17 protein-coding genes are annotated in these 16,422 nt (G+C 74.1%); 5 read left to right on the forward strand and 12 right to left on the reverse strand.

What is annotated here, in order from left to right; translation table 11 throughout:
- Positions 1–166: 166 nt before the first annotated feature.
- From ACIRRS_RS02665 to ACIRRS_RS02675, 3 genes are all read right to left on the reverse strand, one after another.
- Complete coding sequence (locus ACIRRS_RS02665; protein ID WP_402963858.1) at positions 167–1,486, reverse strand: M20 family metallopeptidase; 1,320 nt, start codon at positions 1,484–1,486, stop codon at positions 167–169.
- A 770-nt stretch (positions 1,487–2,256) separates the two neighbouring features.
- A complete protein-coding gene (locus ACIRRS_RS02670) occupies positions 2,257–2,916 on the reverse strand; it encodes a response regulator (protein ID WP_402963861.1) in 660 nt (219 codons plus the stop codon).
- Complete coding sequence (locus ACIRRS_RS02675) at positions 2,913–4,280, reverse strand: sensor histidine kinase (protein WP_402963864.1); 1,368 nt, start codon at positions 4,278–4,280, stop codon at positions 2,913–2,915. Before ACIRRS_RS02675 ends, ACIRRS_RS02670 begins: the two co-directional genes overlap by 4 nt.
- A gap of 265 nt (positions 4,281–4,545) precedes the next feature.
- Between ACIRRS_RS02675 and ACIRRS_RS02680 the strand changes: the two genes are divergently transcribed.
- The 4 genes from ACIRRS_RS02680 (at position 4,546) to ACIRRS_RS02695 (ending at position 8,235) form a co-directional block, all read left to right on the forward strand.
- Positions 4,546–5,328, forward strand: coding sequence for a class I SAM-dependent methyltransferase (locus ACIRRS_RS02680; protein WP_402963867.1), 783 nt, complete (start codon positions 4,546–4,548; stop codon positions 5,326–5,328).
- Between the two features lie 171 nt (positions 5,329–5,499).
- Positions 5,500–6,525: an aldo/keto reductase gene (locus tag ACIRRS_RS02685; protein ID WP_402963870.1), complete on the forward strand. Its 1,026-nt coding sequence runs from the start codon at positions 5,500–5,502 to the stop codon at positions 6,523–6,525.
- Between the two features lie 76 nt (positions 6,526–6,601).
- Positions 6,602–7,192, forward strand: coding sequence for a TetR family transcriptional regulator (locus tag ACIRRS_RS02690; RefSeq protein WP_402964659.1), 591 nt, complete (start codon positions 6,602–6,604; stop codon positions 7,190–7,192).
- Positions 7,193–7,317: 125 nt separating this feature from the next.
- A complete protein-coding gene (locus ACIRRS_RS02695; protein ID WP_402963873.1) occupies positions 7,318–8,235 on the forward strand; it encodes an ADP-ribosylglycohydrolase family protein in 918 nt (305 codons plus the stop codon).
- Positions 8,236–8,289: 54 nt separating this feature from the next.
- On the opposite strand, the gene ACIRRS_RS02700 is transcribed toward ACIRRS_RS02695, so the two are convergent.
- Complete coding sequence (locus ACIRRS_RS02700; protein ID WP_402963876.1) at positions 8,290–8,556, reverse strand: GlsB/YeaQ/YmgE family stress response membrane protein; 267 nt, start codon at positions 8,554–8,556, stop codon at positions 8,290–8,292.
- Between the two features lie 141 nt (positions 8,557–8,697).
- On the opposite strand from ACIRRS_RS02700, the gene ACIRRS_RS02705 reads away from it, so the two are divergent.
- Positions 8,698–9,939 (forward strand): glycosyltransferase, encoded by a 1,242-nt coding sequence (locus tag ACIRRS_RS02705; protein WP_402963879.1) that lies wholly within the window; start codon positions 8,698–8,700, stop codon positions 9,937–9,939.
- Between the two features lie 121 nt (positions 9,940–10,060).
- On the opposite strand, the gene ACIRRS_RS02710 is transcribed toward ACIRRS_RS02705, so the two are convergent.
- The 8 genes from ACIRRS_RS02710 to ACIRRS_RS02745 form a co-directional block, all read right to left on the reverse strand.
- A complete protein-coding gene (locus ACIRRS_RS02710; RefSeq protein WP_402963882.1) occupies positions 10,061–11,617 on the reverse strand; it encodes an NCS1 family nucleobase:cation symporter-1 in 1,557 nt (518 codons plus the stop codon).
- A gap of 74 nt (positions 11,618–11,691) precedes the next feature.
- A complete protein-coding gene (locus tag ACIRRS_RS02715; RefSeq protein ID WP_402963885.1) occupies positions 11,692–12,705 on the reverse strand; it encodes a TIGR03842 family LLM class F420-dependent oxidoreductase in 1,014 nt (337 codons plus the stop codon).
- A 104-nt stretch (positions 12,706–12,809) separates the two neighbouring features.
- Positions 12,810–14,252, reverse strand: a complete 1,443-nt coding sequence (gene hydA / locus ACIRRS_RS02720; protein WP_402963888.1) for a dihydropyrimidinase — start codon at positions 14,250–14,252, stop codon at positions 12,810–12,812.
- 121 nt (positions 14,253–14,373) lie between these two features.
- On the reverse strand, positions 14,374–14,610 hold the full coding sequence (locus ACIRRS_RS02725) for a hypothetical protein (RefSeq protein ID WP_402963891.1): 237 nt from the start codon (positions 14,608–14,610) through the stop codon (positions 14,374–14,376).
- Positions 14,607–15,179, reverse strand: coding sequence for a hypothetical protein (locus ACIRRS_RS02730; RefSeq protein ID WP_402963894.1), 573 nt, complete (start codon positions 15,177–15,179; stop codon positions 14,607–14,609). Before ACIRRS_RS02730 ends, ACIRRS_RS02725 begins: the two co-directional genes overlap by 4 nt.
- 566 nt (positions 15,180–15,745) lie before the next feature.
- Positions 15,746–15,886, reverse strand: coding sequence for a hypothetical protein (locus ACIRRS_RS02735; protein WP_402963897.1), 141 nt, complete (start codon positions 15,884–15,886; stop codon positions 15,746–15,748).
- Between the two features lie 26 nt (positions 15,887–15,912).
- Positions 15,913–16,215: a hypothetical protein gene (locus ACIRRS_RS02740; RefSeq protein ID WP_402963900.1), complete on the reverse strand. Its 303-nt coding sequence runs from the start codon at positions 16,213–16,215 to the stop codon at positions 15,913–15,915.
- Positions 16,212–16,397, reverse strand: coding sequence for a hypothetical protein (locus tag ACIRRS_RS02745; RefSeq protein WP_402963903.1), 186 nt, complete (start codon positions 16,395–16,397; stop codon positions 16,212–16,214). Before ACIRRS_RS02745 ends, ACIRRS_RS02740 begins: the two co-directional genes overlap by 4 nt.
- Between the last annotated feature and the right edge of the window lie 25 nt (positions 16,398–16,422).

The raw sequence follows: 16,422 nt of genomic DNA on the forward strand, positions 1-16,422 counted from the left end.
GGGTGGGCGGCGGGCCGCGGACGGCGGGTGGCAGCGGACGGATGACAGGAAACAGATAACAGCTGACGAATTTCGTCAGCTGTTATCTGTTCGCTGTCGGCTGTTATCTGTTCGCTGTTATCTGTTCGCTGTCGGCTGTTATCTGTCTGCTGTCATCCGTTCGCCGTCAGCCCTCCGCCCGGTCGCGCAGCCTGGGCAGTGGCACGGCGAGCAGGGCCGCGAGCAGGGCGATCCGGGGGGCGAGCTGGTCGAGGCGGATGTGCTCGTGCCGGGCGTGGGCGCCGGCGCCGACCGCGCCGAAGCCGTCCAGGGTCGGCAGCCCGCGCGAGCCGGGCAGGTTGGTGTCCCCGGCCCCGCCCGCCGGGGCGCCGTCGAGCTGCTGCCCGAGCACGGCGGCCAGTGAACGCACGTGCCGCAGCAGCGGGTTGCCCGTGCGCTCGGGCCAGGCCGGGCGGCTGGAGAGCACCTCGGTACGCACCCGCGCGCCCGGGCGCAGCGCCGTGAGCCGGGCCAGGTTGTCGAGCGTACGGCGCTGCGCCTCGGCGGTGGCGAAGCGCAGTCCGAGCTCGGCCTCGGCCCGTCCGGCGACCACGTTGGCGCGCGAACCGCCGCTGATGCGACCGGCGTTGAGCTCGGTGCCGGGCTGGCGGGCGAGCCCGCGGACGAGGACGAGCTGGTCGACGAGCTCGTCCACCGCGGACACCCCGTCGTGCGCGTCGTTGCCCGCGTGGGCCTCCCGCCCGGTGACGGTCAGCCGCACTCGGGTGCTGCCGCGCCGCGCGGTCTTGAGCCGCCCGTCCGGGTGTGGCGGCTCCAGGCCCAACACAGCTGCTGCCCCGCGCAGTTGGCGCTCTACGAGGCCGCGCCCGTCCGGGCTGCCGACCTCCTCGTCCGAGACGACGACCAGCCGCACGGTGCGGTGCGGGCGCTGCCCGAGGTCGGCGAGCAGGGCGAACGCGCCTTCCAGGATGGCGAGTCCGCCCTTCATGTCGACCACGCCGGGGCCGGTGAGCAGGCCGTCCTGCTCGGTGACGGGCCAGTCGGCGAGGGTGCCGACGGGCCAGACGGTGTCATGGTGGCCGACCATCAGCAGGTGCGGGAGGGACTCGTCCTGTCCCGCCCACTCCAGGACGAGGTGGTCCCCGGCGGGGCCGGGCTCGCGGCGGGCGGTGGCGCCGGTGGCACGGAAGCCGGAGGCCAACTCCTCGGCGAGGGCGTCGAGTCGGGGCGCGTCCCCGCTGGGCGACTCGATCCGGGCGAGGTCGGCGCAGCGCCGTCTGACGGCCCCGGCGAGGGTGCGGGCCCGGGTGCTGAGCGCCTGGGGCAGGCCGGGCAGGGCCTTGGTGACCGTCGCGGCGGGGGCGCCGGTCGTGGCGGGCTTGGTGGCGGTCGTCGCGGCGGGCTTGGCGGCGGGTTCGGTCGGGGCTTCGGCGACGGTGTCGGGCGCGGCGGGCGCGGCGGGCGACCCGAGGGTCTGGGGGGTCAACGCACGCCTCCGCCGGTGCGGCCGGTATCCAGCGGCCGCAGCGGCCGGCCGCCTCCGCCCGGGCGTCCGGCCCGGCCGGGCTCCGCCGGGGCGCCGGGGCGGTGTGCGGCCCCCCGGTACGGCCCGTCTGGCCCAAGTGCGGTGGAACGGCTGGGCGGCGTGCTTGACATTGCGTCCTCCTCGCTCGATCCGGTGGCCCCGGTCCGCCCGGGGCCCCGTGGACGGCGGCCTGCCGGCGGCGGCGGGCGCAGTGGCCGTACCGCAGCAGGGAAGCCGAGATGTGAGCCTAGAAGAACCGTTCGGTTTCCTGCGAGGTGGCCCTGCTCCCAGCGTGCCGGTTCCGGACCGCCCGCCCCGGGCGCCCGTCGACGGACGGCGGCGGGTGCGGGGGCGCGCGGGACGGGCTCGGCGCGCGGGCGCGGTCCTCGGATCACGCCCGTCTCCAACGATGGACCCGCGGGGCGCGATCGGCAGCGCAAACGGCCAAGGCACGGCATTTCCACGCCGGATGGGTGACATCGGCTCAGTCCGCGGTACGAGCCCGGGTCACGCCGCCGACCCGGGAGAGCCCGCTTCCGCGCCGCGGGGACGCGCGCGGACGGCGCGCGGGGACGCGGGAGTGACACCGGGCGATGGCGGGGGTGCCGGGGCGAACCGCCGTCGAACCTCGGCCGAATCCCGACCGAATCCCGACCGAACCGAATCCGAACCGCGACCGGACCGAGTCCTACCGGACACCTGGGGAGCGCGTCTCGCCCGGGAGGGATCGCTCAGGCGCCGTCCCCGACGAGCCCCGCGTCGCGCGCCAGCAGCGCGGCCTGCACGCGGTTGCCGACGCCGAGCCCGGTGAGGATGCGGCTCACGTGCGCCTTGACGGTGCTCTCCCGCATCCCGAGGGCGCCGGCGATCTCGGCGTTGGAGAGGCCGTCGGCGAGTTCGCGCAGCACGTCGGTCTCGCGCGGGGTGAGCCCGGCGACCCGGCCGCGCGCGGCGACGGACCGGGGGGCGCCGGCGCGGTGGTAGCGGTCGATCAGGCGCCGCGCGGCGGCCGGGTGCAGCATCCCCTGCCCGCCGGCGACCACGTGGACGGCCCGGGCGATCTCGGACGGCGGGGTGTCCTTGAGCAGGAAGCCGTCCGCGCCGGCGGCGAGCGCCTGGTACACGTACTCGTCGAGGTCGAAGGTGGTGAGCGCGATCACCCGTGGGGCGTCGGGGAGTTCGCGCAGGCGGCGGGTGGCGGCGATGCCGTCGAGCCGGGGCATGCGGATGTCCATGAGGGCGACGTCGACGCGCACGCTCCGGGCGAGTTCGACGGCCTGGAGGCCGTCCGCGGCCTCGGCGACCACGGCGAGCGCCGGGTCCTGGGCGAGCAGGTCGACCAGGCCGAGACGGACCAGCGCGTCGTCGTCGACGACCATCGTGCGGATCATGCGGAATCCTCCTGGCGCGGCCCCGGGAGCGGGGACAGCGCCGGGGTCTGGGTCTGGGTCTGGGATGGGGACGGCTGGACGGGCGGGCGCGGGCCGGGGGCCGGGCCGGGGGCAGAACCGGGGCCGGGGCCGCGAACGTCGGCCGCGCCCGGGCGCACGGGCGCCGGCGGCGGGCGCTCCGGCGCGGGCAGCCGGGCCGAGAGGCGGAAGCCCCCGGAGCCGTCCGGGCCCGCGTCCAGGTGGCCGCCGAGGGCGCCGACCCGCTCGGTGAGCCCGACCAGCCCGTACCCGCCGCCGGTGGCGGGCCCGTCCGGCGGTGCCTGGCCGGGGCCGTTGCGCACCTCGACGGTGGTCGCCGGTGCGCCGTACGCGACCCGGACGGTGACGGAGGCGGCGTGCGCGTACTTGCGGGCGTTGGTCAGCGCCTCCTGGACGAGCCGGTGCACGGCCAGGCGGTGGGTGGTCGGGACGGCCTCCGGGTCGCCGGACAGGGCCAGTTCGACGTCCTGGCCGGCCTGGGTGGCCTCGCCGACGAGTTCGGTGAGGTCGCGCAGCGCGGGCGCCGGGACGACGGGCGGACGGGCCGGGGCGGCGGGCCCGTCCGCGCCCTCCGGGGCGGGCGGCGGGTCGGCGCGCAGGGCGCCGAGGACGTCGCGCAGGTCGTCGAGCGAGCGGGCGGCGGTGGTGCGCAGCAGTTCGAGGCGGTGGGTGAGGCGGTCCTGGTCGGCGGCGACGGTGCCCGCCCTGGCCTGGTCGCGCAGCACCCCGGCGTGCAGCACCAGCAGGCTGAGCCGGTGGGCGAGCACGTCGTGCATCTCCCGGGCGATCCGGGCGCGTTCGGCGGCGCGGGCCTGTTCGGCGCGCAGTTCGCGCTCGCGGCGCAGCGCGTCGACCTGGGCGTGCAGGGTGCGGATCAGCACCCGACGGCCGTGCAGCCAGAGGCCGAACGACAAGGTGGCGGCCTGGACGAGGAGTTGGGAGCCGGTGGTGCCGGCCCAGCCGATCACGGAGTCCGCCCCGATGGCGCTGAGCACGGCGATGACGCTGCCCCCGGCCATCGCGGCGCCGGGGCGGCCGAGGTAGGCGAGGTAGAAGACGCTCATGAGGCCGGGCAGGGCGCGGTTGAAGAGGCCGCCGGTGAGCACCGGCAGGACGGCGGAGGCGAGGGGGTAGCGGCGGGCGAGGACGAGGGAGAGGGAGGCGAGGGCGACGGCGACCGTGCCGGGCACGCGCATCGCCCCGCTCGCGTGCAGCCACTGGTAGACGCACTCCTCGGCGGTGAGGGCGAGGATGCCGAGCAGCATCAGGGTCTCGCTCCAGGCGCGGTGCTCCGGGCCGTACCAGCCGAGCGGGCCTGCGCGCACGGGCGCCCTCCTTCCGCCGTTCCCTCGCCGTGGGCCGTGGGCGTTCGCCCGCGATCGCCCCCGATCGTCCGCGATCCTCGGCGGTTCTCCGGGGGCCGTCCGCGGCCCGTACGCGACCCCGACCGGGACCGCCTGGTCGATGCTAGGGCGCGGGCGGGGGCGGGCGCCGCCGACTTCCGGTCGGTCGCGCCCTCGACTTTCGTCGGGGGTCGGCGCCGCTCGTCGGCCGATCCGGGGCGGCGGCGGGCTGCCTAGCGTCGTCGGCATGACGAACGAGCTCTCCCCGCCCCGCGCCAACTCCGCCGACCTGCCCGCCGGTTCGGCGTCCGAGCCGCAGGCGCACCGGGCGCCCGGGTGGCCGCCGAACGGGGACCACGTGCTGTTCCTGGCGGAGGCGCTGCGCACCTTCCACGACACGGGCGCGCTGGCGCCGAGCGGGCCGGACCTGGTGAACGCGCTGGTGGTGCCGGTGCTGAGCCGTCCGAACCGGCCACTGTCGGTGCTGGAGGTCGGCGCCGGGACGGGGGTGGTGACGCGCCGTCTGGCGCAGGTGCTCCGCCCGGGCGACCGGCTGCACGCCGTCGAGGCGAATCCGCGCTTCGCGCAGCGGCTGCGGGAGGACCCGGTGCTGGCGACGCGCAAGGCCGGGGTGGAGCTGCGGCTGTCGACCTGCCGGGTGGAGGAGTTGGAGCCCGCCGGGGCGCGTGAGGAGCCGCTCGAGCGGTACGACGTGATCGTCTCCGGGCTGCCGTTCACCAACTTCGAGCCGCGGACCGTCCGGGAGATCCTCGACCTGTACCTGCGACTGCTCGTGCCCGGGGGCGAGTTGACGTACTTCGGCTACCTCGGCACGACGGTGGCCCGCTCCCTGACCTCCCGTCCGAGCGAGGGCGCGCGGCACCGCGCGGTGGTGCGGCTGCTGCGGCGCTTCGAGGCGACGTACGGGCTGGGCTCGCGCACGGCCTGGCGCAACCTGCCGCCGGCCCGCGCGCACCTGCTGCGGGCTCCGGGCGGCCGGGAGGACTGGCGGCCGGTGGGCGGCGGGTGACGGCCTGCGCGTGACGGGCGCGGGATGACGGGCGACACAAGACAGGTAACAAGTAACAGAAAACAGATAACAGCGAACAGATTTTGAAATCTGTTCGCCGCTGTGGCACAGTTGGCCCCAGGTCGCCCACCGACCCCGCCTCCCGGCGCCGCAACCGATCTGGAGCCCTCCTTGCCTTCGATCAACCGCACCGCTGCTCAGCGCACCCTCGGCACCAACGGCACCGCCCCCTTCACCACCTCCGCCCTCGGCCTCGGCTGCATGGGCATGTCCGACCTGTACGGCCCGGCCGACGAGGCCGAGAGCATCGCCACGATCCACGCCGCCCTGGACGCCGGAGTCACCCTCCTCGACACCGGCGACTTCTACGGCATGGGCCACAACGAGCTGCTCATCCACGAGGCGCTGCGCGGCCGCGACCGCGAGAGCGTCCGGATCAGTGTCAAGTTCGGCGCCCAGCGCGGCCCCGACGGCATGCCGGTCGGCTACGACGCGAGCCCCGCCGCCGTGAAGACCTCGCTCGCCTACACGCTGCGCCGCCTGCGCACCGACCACGTCGACGTCTACCGCCCCGCCCGCCTGGACCCGAAGGTCCCGGTCGAGGAGACCGTCGGCGCCATCGCCGAGCTGGTCGAGGCCGGGTACGTCCGCCACATCGGCCTCTCCGAGGTCGGCGCCGACACCCTGCGCCGCGCCGCCGCCGTCCACCCGATCTGCGACCTCCAGATCGAGTACTCGCTGCTCTCCCGCTCGATCGAGGAGGCCGTCCTGCCCGCCGCCCGCGAGCTGGGCATCGGCGTCACCGCGTACGGCGTCCTGTCCCGCGGCCTGCTCAGCGGCCACTGGCAGCAGGGCCGCGAACTCGCCGCCACCGACTTCCGCGGCCTCAACCCCCGCTTCCAGGGCGACAACCTGGCCCACAACCTCGCCCTCGTCGAGGCGCTGCGCGAGGTGGCCGCCGCCAAGGGCGCGAGCGTCGCCCAGGTCGCCATCGCCTGGGTCGCCTCGCGCGGGGAGGACGTCGTCCCGCTGGTCGGCGCGCGCCGCCGCGACCGGCTCGCCGAGGCCCTCGGCGCACTCGACGTCAACCTGACGGAGGCCGACCACACCGCGATCGAGGCCGCCGTCCCGGCAGGTTCGGCCGCGGGCGAGCGCTACGCGGCCGCCCAGATGGCACTGTTGGACAGCGAGCGCTGACGCCGACCCACCCGAGCGACCCCGGCACGACCGCGGCACGGCCCGGCACGACCCCCAAGGACGGACCCACGTGACCATGGAAACCACCCTCACCGCCGAGCAGATCCTGAGCGCGGCCGAGGACGTCTTCCGGCGATTCGGCCCCACCAAGGCCACCGTCGTGGACGTCGCCCGCATCCTCGGCGTCAGTCACAGCAGCGTCTACCGGCACTTCCCCAGCAAGACCGCGCTGCGCGAGGCCGTGAACCAGCGCTGGCTGGACCAGGCCAACCAGGAGCTCGCGGCCATCGCCGGCGACGCCACCCGGGGCGGTGCGACCGACCGCCTCCACCGCTGGCTGACCACCCTCTTCCAGACCAAGCGCCGCAAGGCCCTGGAGGATCCGGAGCTGTTCGCCACCTTCGCCGTACTGACCGAGGAGAACAGCGCCGGCATCGAGGAGCACATCGAGATCCTCATCGCGCAGATCGGCCAGATCTTCCAGGACGGCGTGGAGTCCGGGGAGTTCAAGCTCGCCCACATCCAGGACACCGCCCGCGCCGTCTTCGACGCGACCGCCCCCTTCCACGACCCCGCCTACGCCCCCGAGTGGTCCGGCCCCGAGGCCGAGCGCCGCTTCGAGGCCGTCTGGACCCTCATCCTCGGCGGCCTGCGCACCACCGGCTGACGGGCCTTCGCCCGCTCCCGCCCAGGGGCCCGACGCGACGCCGGCGACCGGAACGAAATCCGGTCGCCGGCGCCGCGCCCGTCCGGCAGACTTCCGCGCACGGTTGATCTCACCCGGAGGATGACATGCGCGCAGTGGCCGGACCGGCCTCGGACAGCCTGCGGGGGCTCGCCCTCGGCGACGCCTTCGGCGACCGCTGGTTCTCCGTGCCCGCCGACGAGGCCCCCGCCGCCCTGGCCGCGCGCCTGCCCCGGCCCGCACCCTGGCACTGGACGGACGACACCGCGATGGCCCTCGTCCTCCTCCGCCACCTCGACACGCACGGCGAGGTCCGACAGGACGCCCTGGCACGGGAGTTCGCCGCCGAGTACACCGGCACGCCGCACCGCAAGTACGGGCCCTCGATGCGCCGGGTCCTGCGCGACGTCGCCTCCGGAGCCGACTGGCGGGCCGTCACCTCCGCCCAGTTCGAGGGCCAGGGCTCGTACGGCAACGGCGCCGCCATGCGGGTGGCACCGCTCGGTGCCTGGTTCGCCGACGACCTCGCCGAGGCGGCCCGCCAGGCCGAACTCCAGGCGCTCACCACGCACTCCCACCCGGAGGCCGTCGCCGGGGCGGTGGCCGTCGCGCTCGCCTCGGCGCTGGCCGTCCGGGGCCGGGGCGAAGTCCCGCCGCCACGCGGCGAGTTGCTGGCCGAGATCGCCGGACGACTGCCGGAGGGCGACGTGCGCTCCGGCCTGCGGATCGCCGCCCGGCTGCCCGCGCACACCAGCGTCCGGCACGCCGCCACCGTCCTCGGCTCGGGGCTGCGGCTCTCCGCGCCGGACACCGTCCCGTTCGCCCTGTGGTCCGCCGCCGGGCACCCCGACTCGCTGCCCGAGGCGCTCTGGCACACCCTGGAGGGCGGGGGCGACAAGGACACCACCTGCGCGATTTCGGGCGGCGTGGTCGCCGCCCGCACCGGGACGGCCGGCGTTCCGCCCGCATGGCTCGACGCCCGGGAGGCCCTGCCGGACTGGGTCGGCGAGGGCCCCGCCGCATAGCGGAGGCGGGCCGGTTCCCCCCGGAACCGGCCCGCCCGTCGCTCACCGCCCCCGTCAGTTGCGGGAGTTGCCGAACAGGAGGCGGTAGACGATGAGCAGCACCAGGGCGCCGCCGATCGCGGACACCCAGGTGGCCACGTCGAAGAAGTGCGCCGTCACCGAGCGGTGGAGGAAGTGCGAGGCGATCCAGCCGCCGACGAAGGAGCCGGCGACGCCGATCAGGGTCGTCACGATCAGGCCGCCCGGGTCCTTTCCCGGCAGCAGCAGTTTGGCCAGGGCCCCAGCGACCAGGCCCAGTACGATCCACGCGATGATGCCCATCCGTCCCCGTCCCTCACGTCATCGGCGCGAGCGCCCCGTCGCGCGCCGCTCTGCCCCGCAGGACGCCGATCGACCGGCCGGCGGTTCCGGCGCGGGCGTGGCGGCCTGTCGGCGGGCCCCGGCGGCCGGGATACTGCGGCCATGCGCATCCTGATCGCCACCGCCGGGTCCCGGGGCGACGTCGCCCCCTTCACCGGGCTCGGCGTACGGCTGCGGGCGGCGGGCCACCAGGTGGCCGTCGCCACCCACGACACCTTCGCCGAGGCGGTGCGCGACGCCGGGCTGGAGTTCCGCCCGCTGCCCGTCGACCCGCGCGCCGAACTCTCCTCCGCCGAAGGGCGCCGCCTGCTGCGGGCCGGTACGGGACCGGCGGCGATCGCCCAACTCCTGCGCATGGGGCGCCGGTTCATGCCCGCGCTCGGCGAGGGCATCGTCGCGGCGGCGGAACTCGGCGCCGACCTGCTGCTGACCACCAGCACCACGGACGCGCTCGGACAGGTCGCCGCCGAGGCCGCCGACATCCCCAGCCTCGGACTGCACCTGCAACCCCTCTCCCCCACACGGGAGTTCGCGCCCGCCGTGACGGGGGTGCGCTCGCTCGGCCGGGCCGGCAACCTGCTGGCCGGGCACGCCGTCCAGGCCGCCGTCGACCAGCTGTTCGCCCCGGCCGTCCGGGGGCTGCGCCGACGGCTCGGGCTACCCGCCCTCGGCGTGGCCGGCTCCCGGCGGCGCCACGCCGTGCTGCACGGCTTCTCGCCGACGGTCGTGCCCCGCCCGGCCGACTGGCACCCCCGGCTGGACGTCGCCGGGTACTGGTGGCCCCCGGAGCAGCCCGGCTGGCGGCCCCCGGCCCGGCTGCTCGACTTCCTCGCGGCGGGGCCGCCGCCCGTCTTCGTCGGCTTCGGCAGCCTCGTCGTGCCGGACCCGGAACGGCTCACCGGGACGGTCCTCGCCGCCGCCCGGGCCGCGCGGGTACGGCTCCTCCTGCAGTCGGGCTGGAGCGGGCTGGGCGCGGAGGACTCGGACAGCGCCCTCACCATCGGCGACACCCCGCACAGCTGGCTGTTCCCTCGCACGGCGGCCGTCGTCCACCACGCCGGGGCCGGCACCACGGCCGCCGCCCTGCGTGCCGGAACGCCGACCGTGCCCGTGCCCGCCCAACTGGACGCGCCGTTCTGGTCGGACCGTCTCACCCGGCTCGGCGTCTCCCCCGGCCCTGTGCCCCTGCGCACCCTCACCGCCTCTCACCTCGCCGCCTCGCTGCGCCGGGCCCTCGACGACCCCCGCCACTCGGCCCGCGCCCGTGCCGTCGCCACCGCCCTGGCCGCCGAGGACGGCACCGCCAAGGTCCTCGCCGCCGTGGAGCGGGCGGCGAACAGGTGACCGAAGACGAAAGACAGATGACGGATGACAGCGAACAGATGACAGCGAACGGATGACAGATTTCATCAGCTGTCATCCGTTCGCTGTCGATTGAAATCTGTTCGCTGTTATCTGTTTGCTGTCATCTGTTCGCCGTCTTCTGTCGGCCGCCCCCCGGCAGCGCCGCCAGGGCCAGGTACACCGCCGCCGCGCCGACGAAGCCCACCGCCCAGCCGTAGTCGGCCAGCGGCTTGAGGAGCGGGATCAGCCCGTCCACCGGGAACGGGCCCTGCTTGACGCCCTGCGCGTCCACACGCGAGTGCGAGCCGCCGACCGCCAGCAGGCCGCCGGTGAGCAGCGCCGCCACCGCCCGTACGTTCCAGCCCGCCGTGTACCAGTACGCGCCGCCGGGGCGGTACAGCTCGGCGAGGTGCAGGCGGGTGCGCCGCAGGACCCAGTAGTCGGCGAGCAGGACGCCGGCGACCGTCCCGAGGAGTCCGCCGACCACGCCGAGCCAGGTGAAGATGTACACGTGCGGGTCGGCGATCAGTCGCCACGGGAAGATGGCGATCCCGACCACGCCCGCGATCAGCGCCCCCGTACGGAAGTTGACGAGGCGGGGCAGCAGGTTGGCGAGGTCGTAGGCCGGTGAGACGACGTTGGCGGCGATGTTGACCGACAGGGTCGCGACCAGCACGGTCAGCAGCGCGAACAGGATGCCGACCGGGTTCTCCATCTTCGCCGCGAGCTGGATCGGGTCCCACACCGGCGCCCCGTACACCGCCTGGGAGCCCGAGGTGACGAGCACCGACAGCAGGGCGAACAGCGTCATCGTCGTCGGCAGCCCCAGCGCCTGCCCGCGGATCTGGGCGCGCTGGCTGCCGCCGAAGCGGGTGAAGTCCGGGATGTTGAGCGAGAGCGTGGACCAGAACCCGATCATGCCCATCAGCGCCGGGAAGAAGACCTTCCAGAACCCGGACCCCCAGCCCAGCGCGGAGGGTTGGGAGAGCAGCGGCCCGAACCCGCCCGCCTTGACGGTGATCCAGACCAGCAGCGCCAGCGCGCCCGCGATGACGAACGGCGCGGCCCAGTTCTCGAACCGCCGCAGCGCCTCCATGCCCCGGGCGATGATGACCATCTCGATCAGCCAGAACACCAGGAAGGAGAGCCACTGCGTCCACGGGTACCCGCCGAACTCGGCGGCCTCGCGCCAGGATCGGCCGAGGAGCTTGCCCGCGAGCAGGAAGATCCCCTCCCCGCCGATCCAGGTCTGGATGCCGAACCAGGCGCAGGCCACCGCGGCCCGCACCAGCGCGGGCAGGTTGGCCCCGCGCAGCCCGAACGCGGCTCGGGCGAACACCGGGAACGGGATGCCGTACTGCGTTCCCGCGTGTCCGGACAGCAGCATCGGCACGAGCACGATCAGGTTGGCCAGGGCGATGGTGAGCACCGCCTGTTTCCAGTCCATGCCGAGCGCGACGAGCCCGGAGGCCAGCGTCCAGGAGGGGATGTTGTGGGCCATGCCGACCCAGAGGGCGAGGAAGTTGTAGGTGGTCCAGGTGCGCCGCGCCACGGGCACCGGTCTGAGGTCGTCGTTGGTGAATCCGTTGGAAGGCAACTCCCCTGCAGCCGGGTCGAGTTCGACCCGGCCGTCGGGGTGCCGCCGCTGTCCGCCGCCGTCGGCCGCGGTCTCCGCCATGGGCAACTCCCGTCTGCTGCAACCGAATGTCAGGCAAAGCGATAGGAGAGGAGGAGATGAGACAGGAGCGGGAGTCAGAGCCGGGGGATGACGTGCTCCCCGTAGGCGTCGATGGTGGCCTCGATCGCGTCGTGCATCGCGTAGACGGCGAACTGGTCGACACCGAGCGCGCGGAGCTGTTCCAGCCGGGCGAGTTGGGCCTGCGGCGGGCCGATGAGGCAGAAGCGGTCCACGATCGCGTCGGGGACGAAGGCGGTGTCCGGATTGTCGGCGCGCCCGTGGTGGCTGTAGTCGTAGCCCTGGCGCTCCTTGATGTAGTCGGTGAGGGCGTCGGGTACGAGTCCGGAGTGCTCTCCGTAGTGGCGCACGAGGTCGGCGACGTGATTGCCGACCATCCCGCCGAACCAGCGGCACTGCTCCCGGGCGTGAGCGAGCGCGGCGGGCGAGTCGTCGGCGGTGACGTAGGCGGGCGCGGCCACGCAGATGGTGATCGAGGACGGGTCCCGGCCCGCCTCGGCGGCGGCCGCCCGTACGGCCTTCACCATGTACTCGGTGAGGTAGGGGTCGGCCAACTGCAGGATGAACCCGTCCGCCTGACGGCCTGTCAGGGCGAGGGCCTTGGGCCCGTACGCGCCCATCCAGACGGGCAGTTCGGCGCCGGGGCCGACCCACGGCAGGTGCATGTCGGTGCCGTCGACCTCGACGGTGCGGCCCTCGGCGAGCTCCTTGACGGCGTGCATGGCCTGGGAGAGCCGGTCGAGGGTGGCGGGGCGGCGGCCGGCGACGCGCATGGCGGAGTCGCCGCGTCCGATGCCGCAGACGGTGCGGTTGCCGTACATGTCGTTGAGGGTGGCGAACAGGGAGGCGGTGACCTCCCAGGTGCGGGTGGAGGGATTGGTCACCATCGGGCCGACGACCAGCCGTTCGGTCTCGGCGAGGATGCGGCTGTAGATGACGAAGGGCTCCTGCCACAGGACGCAGGAGTCGAAGGTCCAGCCGTGGCTGAACCCGGCGCGTTCGGCGCGGATCATCCGCTCGACGAGCAGGCGGGCGGGCGGGTCGGTCTGCAGGACGAGGCCGATGTCCATGGGTGCGGCTCCAAGCGCGAAAGGAGGGGAGGGGCCGCCGCCCGGGACGCGGGCAGGGGCCCCGGGCGGCGGATGGAAGAGAGGGAAGGGCGGGAGAAGGAGGGTCAGCCCAGGTACCCGCAGGTGCCCCGGCGCAGGAAGGAACCGTGCCCGGCCCGGCCCAGCCACTGCCCGTCGTCCAGCACCACGGCGCCCCGCGAGAGCACCGTCCGTACCCGGCCGGTGAGTTGGCGCCCCTCGTAGGCCGAGTAGTCGACGTTCATGTGGTGGGTGGCGGCGGAGACGGTCTGCACGGCCACGGGGTCGTACACGACGAGGTCGGCGTCCGCGCCCGGCGCGACGGTGCCCTTGCGCGGGTGGAGGCCGAACATCCGGGCCGGCGCGGTGCAGGCGATCTCGACCCAGCGGCGCCGGCTGATCCGCCCCTCGACCACGGCCTGGTGGAGCAGGTCCATCCGGTTCTCCACGCCGGGAAGGCCGTTGGGGATCTTCGAGAAGTCCCCGCGGCCCAGTTCCTTCTGCCCGACGAAGCAGAACGGGCAGTGGTCGGTGGAGACCACCTGGAGGTCGTCGGTGCGCAGCCCGCGCCACAGCGCCGCCTGGTGCTCGCGCGGCCGAAGGGGCGTGCTGCACACGTACTTGGCGCCCTCGAAGCCCGGTTCGGCGAGGTTGTCGGTGGAGAGGAAGAGGTACTGCGGGCAGGTCTCGCCGAAGACGGGGAGCCCTTCGTCGCGGGCCTTCGCGATCTCGGCGAGCGCGGAGGCGGCGGAGACGTGCACGACGTACAGCGGACTCCCGGCGACCTGGGCGAGTTTGACGGCCCGGTGGGTGGCCTCGGCCTCCAGCAGTTCGCGCCGCACCTCGCCGTGGTAGCGGGGGTCGGTCTTCCCTGCGGCGAGGGCCTGTTCGACGAGGACGTCGATGGCGATGCCGTTCTCGGCGTGCATCATGGTCAGCCCGCCGTTGAGGGCGCCGCGCTGCATGGCGCGCAGGATGCGGCCGTCGTCGCTGTAGAAGACGCCGGGGTAGGCCATGAAGAGCTTGAAGGAGGTGGACTCGCCGGAGTCGACGAGCGCGTCCATCTCCTTGAGGACGGCGTCGTTGACGTCGGAGACGATGGTGTGGAAGGCGTAGTCGACGGCGCAGTTGCCCTCGGCCTTGGCGTGCCAGGCGTCGAGGCCCTCGCGCAGGCTGCCGCCGACGGGCTGGACGGCGAAGTCGACGATGGTGGTGGTGCCGCCCCAGGCGGCGGCGCGGGTGCCGGTCTCGAAGGTGTCGGAGGCGGCGGTGCCGCCGAACGCACTGGACCTGCCCATTTTATCCGGAACGGGGTCCGGGCCGAACCCGATGTGCGTGTGCGCGTCCACTCCGCCCGGGATCACGTAGTGCCCGGTCGCGTCGATGACCCGCTCAGCCGTCCACGCTTCGGCCGTGGCGCTCCCGGTGGCCGCGAGCGCCACCACCCGCTCACCTTCGATCAGCACATCCGCGTGAATCTCCTCAGTGGCGGTGATCACCAGACCGTTCTGAATCAGGGTCCGCGTCATTCACTGGCTCCTCTCGGGCACGGGACAGGTACAGATTCCCGCCCAAGCGGCCCGGCAACCCGGAGACACGCGAAAGCCCGCGCCGAGGGACCTTCCCGGACTCGGCGCGGGCTCGTGAGAGCTACTCCTCTCGGTGTGCGAGGGTGACCGTCACATGGTCGGCGGCGAACCGGACGAACTCCGTGTGCCCCGCCTCCCTCGTGTGCCTGCCCATGTCGAGACTCAGGATCTTCAGCGGCACCGGCTCTGTGGTCTCCCACCCGCACGCTTCCCGTAGGCACTGCGCCAGGCCCGTAACGGTCACGTCATCCAGGTCGGTCACGGTGACGTCGCAGAGCCGCAGGATGGGGGCCGTCACGGCTGGATGTGGCGGGCGTACACGCCATCGGTCAGCAGGGAGAATCCGTGTCGTCCCCATGCCCGCCGGAGTTTCTCCACGGCCTCATCGTCGAGCCGCCTCACCATCGGGTCGTCCGACTCGTACGAGCACGCCTCTCCGGGGCCGTGCTTCGGGTGGACGGGGGCCGGGTAGCAGACGGCAAGCGTCCCGGGCACGGCGAACCGGCGCAGCGCCGCGACGGCCAGGCGCATCCCGACGCCCTTGCCCCGCCACTCCTCCGACACCTCAACCGACTCCAGCAGCAGGAGGAGGGACGGCCTCAACTCGGCAACCACGGGAGTGAGTTCGCCGTCCTCGGTGAAGATCACGCGCGGGATGCGGTCGAGCAGGCCGGGGTCCGCCTCGAACGTCTCCCAGGGGTTCGGGGTCACCCCGGGGATGACGCGCGTGAACTCGGCCGTCCCGAACACCTTCGAAACGGCATCGGTGTAGAAGCTCGCCGTCCAACGGTCCGCCTTGGCAGCCCAGTTCGTACCCTCGTAGTGGCGCGTCTCGTAGGCGATCGCGAACCTGTCCGGGTCGGTCACTTGTTCTCTCCCTTGCAGAGGGGGCGGCCCCCGCGCAATGGGCACGCGAGGGCCGCCAGCGTGTCAGCTTCTCGGCGGCGCGGGGTGCGGCGTCGGGTCGGGCGGCCGGTGAGGATTCACCGGCGGATTCGAGGGCGGGGGCGGGGCGGGCGTCTCGGGCCCCGGCTTGCCCGGGTGGATCGGCACCGGATCACTTGCTCGGCGTCGGCGGCGTGGGCTCCGGCGCGGGGTTGCCCCGGTGCTTCGGCGGGTCCTTGGGCTCACCCTTGTGCTTGAGTCGGACACTCATGGCGAACTCCTCCTACTCGGCGTGAACGGTGGTGGTGTGCGCGTTGGGCTCCATCGGGCCGGGCGGCCTCGTCGGCTTGGTCGGCGGCGGGGGCTTGGGCTCCGGGTCGGGGCTCATGGCGGTGCCTCCTCACACGGTGGGGTCCGGGCCGCCTGGTGGCGGTCCGGCCGTTCGGTGTTGCGGACCCTCCCCGCCCGATCGGTTCCGAGCGATCAGGCGGGGAGGGAGTTGTGCCCCCTCCCGTGCGGGGCGTGTCGGGGCCGCACGGGAGGGGAGTTCAGTGGACGACGAGCCAGGCGAGGACGGCCAGGCAGAACATCCCGGCGAACAGGGCCGCCCAGACCTCCGTGTGCGTCGTCGTGCTGGTCCTGGTGCGCTCGGTGCCGTCGCGGTACTCGGCCATCTGATCCTCGGTCATGTCGCGGCCGATGCTGGGCCGTTCACCTACCGGCCCCATGCCGGCCGACCGTTGATCTCAGCCGTCGCCGCACGGAGGCGGAGAAGGCCGGGGGAGTCGGCGGGCTCCAGCTCCGCCGGGTCGGTCGCGGACAGTTCACGCTCCACCCACGCCCGCGCCGACTCGAAGTCCTCGAACCACACGGCGCGACCGGCGAGGCCCCTCGCCCACCGCGCGGGAGCGCCCTTGCGGTAGTCGAGCACGCCGTACCCGTCGAGCCCCCGGGCGTCCTGCCGGGGCACCGGGTGAAGCCCGTCGTGCGGCGTGGTGGACTCCTCGGTGATGATCATCCGGCCGCCCTCCCCGCGTGCACGCGGCAGCCGCAAGAGGCGTGGATCTTCCGGCCGTTGGGCTTGCGCCGCTTCGCCTCGGCCACCCGGTACTCCTCCAGGATGGCCGCCATCGCCTCCGGGGACGCGCGTCCGTCGTCCTTCTTCGGGCCAGACTGTCGCTGCCGCTCACCAGTCGCCATCGCCTGCACGCTCCCTGCTTCCGCT

Source organism: Kitasatospora sp. NPDC101183, assembly GCF_044767945.1.
GTDB lineage: Bacteria > Actinomycetota > Actinomycetes > Streptomycetales > Streptomycetaceae > Kitasatospora.

Excerpts from the sequence above, each read along its gene's own strand:
- ACIRRS_RS02670 (WP_402963861.1), bottom strand. The coding sequence starts at position 2,916 with ATGATCCGCACGATGGTCGTCGACGACGACGCGCTGGTCCGTCTCGGC.
- ACIRRS_RS02680 (WP_402963867.1), top strand. The coding sequence starts at position 4,546 with ATGACGAACGAGCTCTCCCCGCCCCGCGCCAACTCCGCCGACCTGCCC.
- ACIRRS_RS02690 (WP_402964659.1), top strand. The coding sequence starts at position 6,602 with ATGGAAACCACCCTCACCGCCGAGCAGATCCTGAGCGCGGCCGAGGAC.
- ACIRRS_RS02695 (WP_402963873.1), top strand. The coding sequence starts at position 7,318 with ATGCGCGCAGTGGCCGGACCGGCCTCGGACAGCCTGCGGGGGCTCGCC.
- ACIRRS_RS02700 (WP_402963876.1), bottom strand. The coding sequence starts at position 8,556 with ATGGGCATCATCGCGTGGATCGTACTGGGCCTGGTCGCTGGGGCCCTG.
- ACIRRS_RS02705 (WP_402963879.1), top strand. The coding sequence starts at position 8,698 with ATGCGCATCCTGATCGCCACCGCCGGGTCCCGGGGCGACGTCGCCCCC.
- ACIRRS_RS02710 (WP_402963882.1), bottom strand. The coding sequence starts at position 11,617 with ATGGCGGAGACCGCGGCCGACGGCGGCGGACAGCGGCGGCACCCCGAC.
- ACIRRS_RS02715 (WP_402963885.1), bottom strand. The coding sequence starts at position 12,705 with ATGGACATCGGCCTCGTCCTGCAGACCGACCCGCCCGCCCGCCTGCTC.
- hydA (WP_402963888.1), bottom strand. The coding sequence starts at position 14,252 with ATGACGCGGACCCTGATTCAGAACGGTCTGGTGATCACCGCCACTGAG.
- ACIRRS_RS02735 (WP_402963897.1), bottom strand. The coding sequence starts at position 15,886 with ATGACCGAGGATCAGATGGCCGAGTACCGCGACGGCACCGAGCGCACC.
- ACIRRS_RS02740 (WP_402963900.1), bottom strand. The coding sequence starts at position 16,215 with ATGATCATCACCGAGGAGTCCACCACGCCGCACGACGGGCTTCACCCG.
- ACIRRS_RS02745 (WP_402963903.1), bottom strand. The coding sequence starts at position 16,397 with ATGGCGACTGGTGAGCGGCAGCGACAGTCTGGCCCGAAGAAGGACGAC.